A 10,484-nucleotide genomic window follows, 5' to 3' on the forward strand; every position below is an offset into this window, starting at 1 on the left:
GCTGGCCGATAATGCGCCCATGCGCATTCCGTTCACCAAAATGCAGGGTGCGGGCAACGACTTCGTCGTGCTCGACGAGACCCGTGGCCGCCTGGGCCTCACAGCCGCGCAGTACCGCCTGCTGGCAGACCGGCACTTTGGCGTCGGGGCCGACCAGATTTTGAGCGTGCGCGCCGCGCCGCACGCGGGCGTCGATTTTGCCTACGCAATACACAACGCCGACGGTGGCGAGGTGGAAAACTGCGGCAACGGCGCGCGCTGCTTTGCGCGCTACGTGCACGAGCGCGGCCTGAGCGCGCGCCCCACGCTGCGGGTGCAAGCCGCCGCCGGGGTGCTGGAGTTGCGCTTGGGCAGCGACGGCCGGGTCGGGGTCGACATGGGCGCGCCGGTGTTCGAGCTCGAGCGCATCCCCTTTGACGCGGCCGGTTTGCAGCCGCGTGCGCAAGGCGGCTGGCAGGTGTGGCCGCTGGCGCTGCCGGCCGATCTGTCCCCGCAGCCGGAGCCGGTCGAGCTGTCGGTGCTGTCGATGGGCAACCCGCACGCGCTGCTGCGCGTGCCCTCGGTGGCCGAGGCACCGGTGGCGCAGTGGGGGCCTTGGCTCGAAAGCCATCCCCGCTTTCCACGCCGTGTCAACGTCGGCTTTCTGCAAGTGCTGGGGCGCCAGCAGGCGCGCTTGCGGGTGCATGAGCGCGGGGTGGGCGAAACCCTGGCTTGCGGCACCGGCGCCTGTGCGGCGGTGGTCGCCGGCATCCGGCATGGCTGGTTCGACGAAGCCGTCGAGGTGCAGCTGCCCGGCGGCACCCTGCGCATCGAATGGCCGCAGTCGCGCCACGGTCTGGCCGCCGCCGTGCAACTGATCGGCCCGGCCGCGACCGTGTACGAGGGGGTGATCGACCTGCCCGACCTGCCTGAGCAGCCCGACCTGCCTGAGCAGCCTGAGCGGCCTGAGCGGCCTGAGCGGCCTGAGCGGCCTTGAGCGGCTGAGCGCTTGGCGGAAAATCGCGCCATCATGCCTTGACGCGCCACCCGACACCGCCCAGGGCGCCGCCAAGGCGCGCGCCCGGTTTCATCAGCAAAGGAAAGTGACTGTGCAGCCCGTACCCCCCATCACCGAAGACGACATCGCCCAGTTTCTGCTCAACACGCCCGATTTTTTCGAGCGCCACGCCGAGGTGTTGGCGCACGTGCAACTGACCAGTCCGCACAGCCAGCGCGCCGTCAGCTTGCAGGAGCGCCAGGCCGAGCTGCTGCGCGAAAAGATCCGCCACCTCGAACTCAAGGTGGCCGACATGATCCGCCATGGCTCCGAGAACGCGCGCATCGAGGGCTTGCTGCACCATTGGACGCGCCGCCTGCTGGCGGTGCCCAGCGCCACCGATCTGCCCGAGGTGTTGCAAAACGGTTTGCTGACCGATTTTGCCTTGCCCCAGGTGGCCCTGCGCCTGTGGGATTTGAGCCCGGCCCAGGCCGAGGCGCCGTACTGCCTGGGGGTGACGCCCGCTGCCCGGGCCTTGGCCGATTCGCTGCAGCAACCCTACTGCGGCCCGAACCGGGGTTTTGAGGTCACGCAGTGGCTGCACGCTGGGCAACCGGTGGTCTCGCTGGCCCTGCTGCCGCTGCGCACCGCCGCCAGCCAGCCTTGCTTTGGTTTGCTGCTGCTGGCGTCCGACGACCCTTCGCGCTTTCAAAACGACATGGGCACCGATTTTCTGCAGCGCATCGCCGAGCTGGCGGCCGCGGCCCTGAGCCGCCTGCGGCCGTCGCTCGGCACGACCTGAAAAGCGCAGAGACCCCAGAGGGCATCGTGGCGCGCCCGCCCCCCACCCCGGCCCCCGCCTTGGCTGCGACCGACGCCGACTGGCTGGCGCGCTACCTGCTGCACATCCGGGTCGAAAAACGGTTGGCACCCCGCACCCAGGCGCTCTACGCCACCCACTTGCAGGGGCTGGCGCAGCGCTGTGCGGCCGAGGGTTTGGCTTGGGCCGGCGTCAGCCCGGCCCATGCGCGGCGTTGGGCGGCGCAGTTGCGTGCCGGCGGCCGGCAGCCGCGTGGCATCGCGCTGGTGCTGTCGTGCTGGCGGGGTTTTTTTACCTGGTTGGGGCGCCAAGGGGTGATCGCGGCGCACCCGCTGCAGGCGGTGCGCGCGCCCAAGGCGGCGCAGCCGCTGCCCAAGGCGCTGGACGTGCACGACGCGCTGCGCCTGGCCGCGCACCTGCCGCAGCCTGGCGGCCCTGCCGGCAAGGCGGGGGGCGCAGACGGCGCAGGCAGCGAGGCCGCCGCGGGCCCGCCGCTGGCCGCCACGGCGCCCGACTGGCAGGTGCTGCAAACCCACTGCCTGGTGGAGCTGCTCTACGGCAGCGGCTTGCGCATCGCCGAAGCGCTGGGGCTCGACGTGCGCCCCAGCGCCGCCGCGCTGGGCTGGGTCGATGCCCAGGCGGGCGAAGTGCACGTGCTGGGCAAGGGCGGCAAGTGGCGCACGGTGCCGGTGGGCGCCGCCGCCCTGCAGGCGCTGGCGCAGTGGCTGGCGGCGCGTGCGCAGGCGCGGCTGGACGCAGGTGCGGCGGCCTTGTTCGTGGGCGCGCGCGGCGCGCGGCTCACGCCCCAGGTGGCGCGGCGCCAGCTGCAAGCGCTCGCCGCCAGCGCGGGCCTGGCGGGCCGGGTGCACCCGCACATGCTGCGCCACAGCTTTGCCAGCCACGTGCTGCAATCGAGCGCCGACTTGCGCGCCGTGCAAGAACTGCTCGGGCACGCCAGCATCGCCAGCACCCAGATCTACACCCGGCTCGATTTCCAGCACCTGAGCCGCGCCTACGAAGCCGCGCATCCGCGCGCACGCAAAACCGGGCGCCAAAGCTGAAACTGCACTACACTGGCCGGTTGATCGGTCTGGTGCCTGGCGCTTGGTGTCAGACCCAAGCCATCCCGTCCGATACAGGCTGGGCCTTGTCGGCCCTCTGTTTTGCTGCTGTGAGCCATCCATGTCCTTGATTCCCGCCACCATCCTGACCGGCTTTCTGGGCTCGGGCAAGACCACCCTGCTGCAGCGCCTGCTCACCGAGGCCCATGGGCAGAAAATCGCCGTGATCGAAAACGAATTCGGCGCCGAAAACATCGACGCCGAGATTCTGGTCTCCGACACCCAGGAGCAGATCATCCAGATGAGCAACGGCTGCATCTGTTGCACCATCCGCGAAGACCTGCGCAGCACCCTGAGCGACTTGGCCGAGAAAAAGCGCCGCGGTGAGCTCGATTTCGAGCGCGTGGTGATCGAGACCACCGGCCTGGCCGACCCGGGGCCGGTGGCGCAAACCTTTTTCATGGACGACGAGGTGGCCGAGAGCTACCTGCTTGACGCCGTGATCACGCTGGTCGATGCGGTGCATGCCGGGGCGCAGCTCGACGCCCATCAGCAGGCGCGGCGTCAGGTGGGCTTTGCCGACCAGATCTTCATCAGCAAGGCCGAACTGGTGAGCCCGGCGGCGCTGGCGGCCCTGCAGCACCGGCTCAAGCACATGAACCCGCGGGCCCCGATGGAGGCGGTGCATTTCGGCCAGGTGGCGCTCAACCGGGTGCTCGACCTGCGCGGCTTCAACCTCAACGCCAAGCTCGAGATCGACCCCGATTTTCTGCGCAGCACCGAGCCGCACGAGCACGGCCACGAACACGGCCCCGACTGCGATCACGGCCACGGCCATGAGCACGGCCCCCATTGCAGCCACGGGCACGAACACGGCCCCGACTGCAACCACCCCTCGCACCGCCACGGGGCGCCGCACGGCCACCACCACGATGACGATGTGCAGAGTTTCGTCTATCGGGCGCAGCGGCCCTTTGACCCGGCGCGGCTCGAGGACTTCCTCGGCGCCATCGTGCAGGTCTATGGGCCCAATATGTTGCGCTACAAGGGCGTGCTGCACATGCAGGGCACCCAGCGCAAGGTGATTTTTCAGGGCGTGCACCAGCTCATGGGCTCCGACCTGGGGCCCGAGTGGAAGCCCGACGAAGTGCGCCAGAGCAAGATGGTGTTCATCGGCATCGACTTGCCGCGCGACATTCTGGTGCAGGGGCTGGAGCAAGCATTGGTTTGAACACCACGGGGCACCGCAGGAGGAACATCGCCATGAATTCGAGCAACCGCTACGCCAATTGGCCCTACGCCGCTGCAGCGGCTCCGGTGCCGACGGCCCAGGCCACACCTGTAGCTGCAGCCGCATCCGGCGCCAAAACCGCCCCAGAGCCAAGACCCAAAGCCGCCCCTGGTCTGGCCGTACAATCCGGGGCTTTTGTCGCCCCTGCCCCCGGTCCAGCGCCGGCTGCGGTGCCTGCTGGCGCTGCTGGGGGCCCAAAACGCGCATCGGCCGCCATCGCGGCCCCAGAGAGGAAACCTGTAGTGAAAGACCCCGCCCCGATTGCAGAGGCAGTGGAGACAGCTGCCGCCGCGCCTGCCAAGCGCCCCACCAAGACCGGCCCCAAGGCCGGTGTCAAAACCGACCAACCGGCCGCCCCCGATGAGGTGCTCAAGGCCGGCAGCGAAGTGCGGCAACCGTCGGTCAACAAGCGCGCCACCCAGGCCGCCATGCAGGCCCAGATGAGCCAAACGGTGGAGCCCTCGCACGACCCGGGGGCCGCCAAAGCGGTGTTCAGTCCCAGCCCTGAGCGCGTGCTGGTGGCCATCACGCCCACGAGCCCGAAAAAAAATCCCAAGCTGAGCAACAACTGGAAAACCGTGCCGCTCGAGCAGCTCACCGACGCCGATGTGCTGGCGATGCCCGATGCCGAGTACATGAACGAGGTGCAATTGGCCTACTTCAAGCGCAAGCTGCAGCAGCTCAAGCGCGACATCCTGGTCAACGCCGGCGAGACCACCGAGCACCTGCGCGAAGACACCTCGGTGGTGCCGGACCCGGCCGACCGCGCCACCATCGAAGAGGAGCACGCGCTCGAGTTGCGCACCCGCGACCGCGAGCGCAAGCTGTTGAAGAAAATCGAGCAGTCCATTGCCCGCATCGATTCGGGCGACTACGGCTACTGCGACGAAACCGGCGAGCCCATCGGGGTCGGGCGGCTGCTGGCGCGCCCCACGGCCAGCTTGTCGATCGAGGCGCAGCAGCGCCGTGAGCTCAAGCAAAAGCTGTTTGGCGACTGAAGGCGGAACCGGCATCGCGGGTGCAGCGACCAGGCCATGAGCCACAATGCCACCCCCCCGCGCAGCTGGCTGGAGCGCCTGAGCGCGGTCGTGCGGCCCGCGACCGCCCCAGGCGCGCTGTCCGAGCCAGCCGGGTCGGCCGGGTTGGTGGCCGAGCGCCAGTTGCTCAAGGAAGCGGTGGCGCGCAAGCGCCGCAACGACGCAGTGCGCAACGACGAGCTCAACCACTTGCGCGGACTCATGCGCGCGCGCTGGGCGGCGCAAGAGCGGGATGGTTTGCCAGCCCCGAGCTCGGGCTTGAGCGGCCTGTCCACCCTGTCGCCCTTGTCGTCCACGCTGCAACTCGACGCTGGGCCGGGCGCGGTCAGAAACCGCACCATCACCGAGATCGCGCGCATCGAATCGCAAATGTCGCAGCACTGGTTGCAGCGTGGTCTGGGGCCGGAGGCGGGCGGGACCCGTATCGTCGCCACCCGGCTGGCCCAAACGCTCGAACGGGATCTGTCGCAGTCGCAGCATTTGCGCGCCCGCTCCAAAGCAGCCGCGGCGCTGCCGATCGACGTCGTGACCGAAGAGCACCAGTCCACGGTGCAGCAATTGTCGGCCGCCCTGACCGAGCCCGAACTGGCGCAGGCGGCGCAGGCCTTTGCCCAAGGCCAAGACGCGGCGGTGGAGCGTACCTTGCGCGCCCTGATGGTGCAAAAACCCCAGTCACTCACGGCCCGGGTGGCGGCCATGGCCTTGCTGGATTTTTTCCATGCGCGTGGCGAATTCGAGCCCTTCGATGAGCTCGCCGCCGAGTTTGCCGAGCGCTTTGGCACCCCGGTGCCACGCTGGCCCACCGAGACCGGACGCAGTCAGCCGTTGGCCGGTCCAGTTGGTCCAGCCGACCCAGTCGTGCCCGCTGGTGCGCAAGGCCCGAGCTGGGTCTGCCCGCTGTTTCTCGATCTGCAGGCCGTGGCCGCGCTGGAGCAGACCATGGCGGCTCCGGGCAGTCCGAAGTGGCTGGACTGGACCGGGCTGCTCTCGGCCGACCTGCCTGCGGCCCGGGCCTTGCTGGCGCAGGTGCAGGGCTGGCTGCAGCGCCCGCTCGATCTGCGCTTGGTCGGGGCGGCGGTGTTGCGCCGCCGCCTCAAAGCCAGCACCCCTTCGGGCCGCAGCGAAAACGATGCCGTGTGGTGGCAGTTGCGGCTGGCGCTGCTGTGCCTGATGCGCCGGCGCGACGAATTCGATTTGGCCGCACTCGACTACTGCGTCACCTACGGCGTGTTGCCGCCGGAGTGGGGGCAGCCCCAGTGCCGTTGCCTGTCCGCCGACAGCATGCCGGCTGCAGCCGCCGCCCCGGCCCGCACTGACGCAGCGCCCTTGTCACCGGCCGCAACCGGTGCCGCCGACCCGCTGGCATGGCCGCACCTGCCGACGCAGCAGGCCAGCGCGCAGGCCGGATTTGGCCTCACGCACCCTGCCGATTGGCCCGCCGCCTTGACCCTGTTGCCGCAGGCCGCGCCCGCCCTTTCGGGCAACCTGGATGCAAGCAACGCCGATCTGCTGGGCGCGCTCGACGCCGCGCTGGCGCAGCACCCGCCCGGTGCGCCCTTCATACTCGATTGCCGGGGCCTGCTGCGCGTCGATCTGGTGGCCGCCAGTGCGCTGATGCAGTGCCTGCTCACCGCCCGCCAGCGCGGTGTGGCGGTGGAGCTGCACGGACTGTCGCGGCTGCTGGCGGCTTATTTGCACACCGTGGGGCTGGACAAGATCGCCACCCTGCGCCTGCGCCTTTATTGAAACCTCTGCACATGAACGCACCAGCCCACGACCCCACCCTGCTCTACGGCACCACCATCGTCTGCGTGCGCCGCCCCACCCCGGCCGGGGTGCAGGTGGCCATCGGCGGCGATGGCCAGGTCACGCTCGGCCACATCGTCGTCAAGGGCACGGCGCGCAAGGTGCGCAAGCTCTACCGCGATCAGGTGCTGGCCGGTTTTGCCGGCGCCACCGCCGACGCTTTCACGCTCTTTGAGCGCTTCGAGGCCAAGCTGGAGAAACACCAGGGGCATCTGCAGCGCGCCGCCATCGAGCTCACGCGCGACTGGCGCACCGACCGCGTGCTGCGCCGCCTCGAAGCCATGCTGGCCGTTGCCGACCGCACGGCCAGCCTGATCATCACCGGCAACGGCGACGTACTCGAACCCGAACACGGCATCGTGGCCATTGGCTCGGGCGGCGCCTACGCCCAAGCGGCAGCGCGCGCGCTGCTGGCACACACCGAGCTGGGCGCCGAGGCGATCGTGCGCGAGTCGCTGCAGGTGGCCGGCGAGCTGTGCATCTACACCAACCTGAACCACACCGTCGAGGTGCTCTAAGCCATGTCCTTTGCCATGACCCCGCAGGAGATCGTCTCCGAGCTCGACGCGCACATCATCGGCCAGACGGCGGCCAAGCGCGCCGTGGCCATCGCGTTGCGCAACCGCTGGCGCCGCCAGCAGGTCGAGCCCAAGCTGCGGCCCGAGATCACGCCCAAGAACATCCTAATGATCGGCCCCACCGGCGTCGGCAAGACCGAGATCGCGCGCCGGCTGGCGCGGTTGGCCGGGGCACCGTTCATCAAGGTCGAGGCCACCAAGTTCACCGAAGTCGGCTACGTCGGCAAGGATGTGGACAGCATCGTGCGCGATCTGGCAGACATCGCCGTCAAACAGGCGCGCGAGCAGGCCGCGCTCAAGGTGCGCGCGCGCGCCGAAGACAACGCCGAGGAGCGCCTGCTCGACGCGCTGCTGCCCGCGCCGCGGCACGAGGGCCCGTTGGCACCCGAGCCCGAGCGCGACAGCGCCACGCGTCAGGTGTTGCGCAAGAAGCTGCGCGAGGGCTCGCTCGACCAGCGCGAGATCGAGATCGAGATCGCCGCCACGCAGCCGCAGTTCGAGGTCATGACGCCGCCGGGCATGGAGGAAATGGCCGAGCAGCTGCGCGGCGTGTTCTCGCAGCTGGGCGCCCACAAGCGCAAGACGCGCAAGCTCAAAATCGCCGAAGCGCGCCGCCTGCTGATCGACGAAGAGGCCGGGCGGCTGCTCAACGAAGAAGAGATCAAGCTGCAAGCGCTCCAGAGCGCCGAGCAAAACGGCATCGTGTTCATCGACGAGATCGACAAGGTCACCAGCCGCAGCGACGGCCAGTCGAGCGCCGAAGTCTCGCGCCAGGGCGTGCAGCGCGACCTGCTGCCGCTGGTCGAGGGCTGCACGGTCTCGACCAAATACGGCCCGATCAAGACCGACCACATGCTGTTCATCGCCAGCGGCGCCTTCCACCTGAGCAAACCCAGCGACCTGATCCCCGAGCTGCAGGGGCGGCTGCCGATCCGGGTCGAGCTGCAGTCGCTGACCGTGGCCGATTTCGAGGCCATCCTCACCCAGACCCACGCCAGCCTGGTGCGCCAGTACCAGGCGCTGCTGGCCACCGAGGGCGTGACGCTGGTCTTTGGCCCGGACGCGATCACGCGGCTGGCGCAGATCGCCTTCGAGGTCAACGAACGCACCGAAAACATCGGCGCGCGCCGCTTGGCCACGGTGATGGAGCACCTGCTCGACGAGGTGAGCTTCGACGCCACGCGCCTGAGCGGCACCGAGGTCGTGGTCGATGCCGCCATGGTCGATGCGCGGCTGGCGGCCTTGAGCCGCAACGAGGACCTGTCGCGCTATATCTTGTAGCGTGCGGCGCCGCTTGGGCGTAACATGGGGGCATGGAGACAAGCCTCAGGCGCTGCGGCCGCAGCCATTGCCCACCCGGCGCCGTGCCGCCGGAGTGTCTGCTGCGCCTGACGCGGCTGCAGGCCGTGCGCGCCACCTTGCTGATCCCGCTGGTGGCGCGTGCCTACGGCGCCCGCTGCTACCCTTGGCTCGACTGCCACGACGCCGACGCAGCCAACCTGCTGAGCTGCCTGCAAGCCGACGCCGAAGCGCTGCTGCAGGATCGGCTGGTGGTGCTCAATGTGCTGTGGCGCACGCACATGCTCAAGGCTTGGGGGCGCGAATTCTTGCCCGCCATCCGCACGCGGCCGGCGTCAACTTGGGCTGCGGCCTGTCGAACCACTTTCAGTGGCTCGACAACGGCCACAACCGCTGGCTGGACGCCGATTTGCCCGAGGTGCTGGCGCTGCGCGAGCAGCTGCTGCCGGAGCAGGGCGAGCGCCGCCACAACGCCGGCATCGACCTCGTCCGCGACGGCTGGTGGGACGCGCTGGAGTTGGACCGCTGGGCCGCCGGCGCCCCGCTGTGGCTGCTGTGCGAGGGGGTGCTGATGTACCTGCCGCCCGAGCGGGTGCGCGCGCTGCTGCGCGAGTTTGCCGAGCGCGCCCCGCCCGACTCGGTGCTGGTGCTCGACGCCATGTCGCACCGGGGCATCGGGCAGTCGCGCTGGAGCGCCAGCGTGGGGCCCACGGGGGCCGAGTTCCGCTGGGGCCTGCAGCATGGGGGCGAGCTGCTGCAGGCGCACCCGCGCCTGCGCCAGGCCGGGATGCGCAGCGTCTCGGAATGCTACGGCGCCGCCGGTGCGGCCTTCGAGGCGCTGTGCCTGCCCTGGACCGGCGCGCCCCTGTACGCGATGCACGCGCTGCGCGTTTGAGCCCGAGGGCGCGGCGTGGCAGGCGCCGCGCGGCCACAGCCCCACGGCCCTGGGTGCTGCAGGCGCCGCAGGGCCGGCCCAAAGCTTCATAAAAAACTTTTGATATGGCGCGTAAGCCTTTAATTAGGCTGGATTTTTGCCGCCAGATTGGCGCGCGACGGGGGCCTAGAGGCTTGATTTCATTTGGAAAAAGTGTAACGCGGACTAGGCGCGGCCCAAATTTGGTGCTACAGTGGTGAAAAGTGTGTTTTTGTGGTGATAAGTGGGTCATAAGGCCATTCCGCTGTGTTCCAAGGTGCCTCCTCTCTCAGTCTCGACGCCAAGGGTCGCTTGGCGGTGCCCACGCGGCACCGCGAGGTGCTGGGCGCGTGCGCCGCTGGGCAGCTCACCATCACCAAGCACCCGCACGGCTGCCTGATGGTGTTTCCGCGCCCGCAGTGGGAGCAGTTTCGCGAGCGCATCGCCGCGCTGCCGCTGTCGGCGCAGTGGTGGAAGCGCATTTTTTTGGGCAACGCCATGGACTGCGAGCTCGACAGCGCCGGTCGGGTGCTGATCGCGCCCGAGCTGCGCGCTGCTGCGGGCCTGAACAAAGAGGCGGTGCTGCTGGGCATGGGCAACCACTTCGAGCTCTGGGACGCCCAAGCCTACGCGGCCCAGGAGGCGCAGGCAATGCAGGGCGAGTTGCCCGAGGCCCTGAAGGACTTTTCTTTCTAAGGGGCCG

Annotated in this window: 10 protein-coding genes; all 10 read left to right on the forward strand. The window is 69.3% G+C overall.

Annotated elements, in window-relative coordinates; genetic code table 11:
* Positions 1 to 19 precede the first annotated feature (19 nt).
* Positions 20 to 976 carry a diaminopimelate epimerase gene (gene dapF, locus AAAZ40_RS02230; RefSeq protein ID WP_476660969.1) on the forward strand — a complete coding sequence of 319 codons (957 nt, stop codon included), beginning with the start codon at positions 20 to 22 and terminating at the stop codon, positions 974 to 976.
* Positions 977 to 1,082: 106 nt separating this feature from the next.
* Positions 1,083 to 1,778, forward strand: a complete 696-nt coding sequence (locus tag AAAZ40_RS02235) for a DUF484 family protein (RefSeq protein ID WP_476660970.1) — start codon at positions 1,083 to 1,085, stop codon at positions 1,776 to 1,778.
* A gap of 26 nt (positions 1,779 to 1,804) precedes the next feature.
* On the forward strand, positions 1,805 to 2,857 hold the full coding sequence (locus AAAZ40_RS02240) for a tyrosine-type recombinase/integrase (protein WP_476660971.1): 1,053 nt from the start codon (positions 1,805 to 1,807) through the stop codon (positions 2,855 to 2,857).
* A 121-nt stretch (positions 2,858 to 2,978) separates the two neighbouring features.
* The gene (locus AAAZ40_RS02245; RefSeq protein ID WP_476660972.1) at positions 2,979 to 4,088 is read left to right on the forward strand and encodes a CobW family GTP-binding protein; all 1,110 of its coding nucleotides are present in this window, start codon (positions 2,979 to 2,981) and stop codon (positions 4,086 to 4,088) included.
* A 302-nt stretch (positions 4,089 to 4,390) separates the two neighbouring features.
* Positions 4,391 to 5,146 carry an RNA polymerase-binding protein DksA gene (dksA, locus tag AAAZ40_RS02250; protein ID WP_476660973.1) on the forward strand — a complete coding sequence of 252 codons (756 nt, stop codon included), beginning with the start codon at positions 4,391 to 4,393 and terminating at the stop codon, positions 5,144 to 5,146.
* Positions 5,147 to 5,182: 36 nt separating this feature from the next.
* A complete protein-coding gene (locus tag AAAZ40_RS02255) occupies positions 5,183 to 6,931 on the forward strand; it encodes an STAS domain-containing protein (RefSeq protein ID WP_476660974.1) in 1,749 nt (582 codons plus the stop codon).
* A gap of 11 nt (positions 6,932 to 6,942) precedes the next feature.
* Positions 6,943 to 7,509: an ATP-dependent protease subunit HslV gene (hslV, locus tag AAAZ40_RS02260; protein ID WP_476660975.1), complete on the forward strand. Its 567-nt coding sequence runs from the start codon at positions 6,943 to 6,945 to the stop codon at positions 7,507 to 7,509.
* A 3-nt stretch (positions 7,510 to 7,512) separates the two neighbouring features.
* Positions 7,513 to 8,850 carry an ATP-dependent protease ATPase subunit HslU gene (hslU, locus tag AAAZ40_RS02265; RefSeq protein WP_476660976.1) on the forward strand — a complete coding sequence of 446 codons (1,338 nt, stop codon included), beginning with the start codon at positions 7,513 to 7,515 and terminating at the stop codon, positions 8,848 to 8,850.
* Between the two features lie 286 nt (positions 8,851 to 9,136).
* Entirely contained in the window at positions 9,137 to 9,763 is a 627-nt protein-coding gene (locus AAAZ40_RS02270) for a class I SAM-dependent methyltransferase (protein WP_476660977.1), read from the forward strand.
* A 285-nt stretch (positions 9,764 to 10,048) separates the two neighbouring features.
* Positions 10,049 to 10,477, forward strand: a complete 429-nt coding sequence (gene mraZ, locus AAAZ40_RS02275) for a division/cell wall cluster transcriptional repressor MraZ (protein WP_476660978.1) — start codon at positions 10,049 to 10,051, stop codon at positions 10,475 to 10,477.
* The last annotated feature ends 7 nt before the right edge of the window (positions 10,478 to 10,484 follow it).

This window comes from Serpentinimonas sp. SMBJO2, from assembly GCF_056341105.1.

Excerpts from the sequence above, each read along its gene's own strand:
- dapF (WP_476660969.1), top strand. The coding sequence starts at position 20 with ATGCGCATTCCGTTCACCAAAATGCAGGGTGCGGGCAACGACTTCGTC.
- AAAZ40_RS02245 (WP_476660972.1), top strand. The coding sequence starts at position 2,979 with ATGTCCTTGATTCCCGCCACCATCCTGACCGGCTTTCTGGGCTCGGGC.
- AAAZ40_RS02255 (WP_476660974.1), top strand. The coding sequence starts at position 5,183 with ATGAGCCACAATGCCACCCCCCCGCGCAGCTGGCTGGAGCGCCTGAGC.
- hslV (WP_476660975.1), top strand. The coding sequence starts at position 6,943 with ATGAACGCACCAGCCCACGACCCCACCCTGCTCTACGGCACCACCATC.
- hslU (WP_476660976.1), top strand. The coding sequence starts at position 7,513 with ATGTCCTTTGCCATGACCCCGCAGGAGATCGTCTCCGAGCTCGACGCG.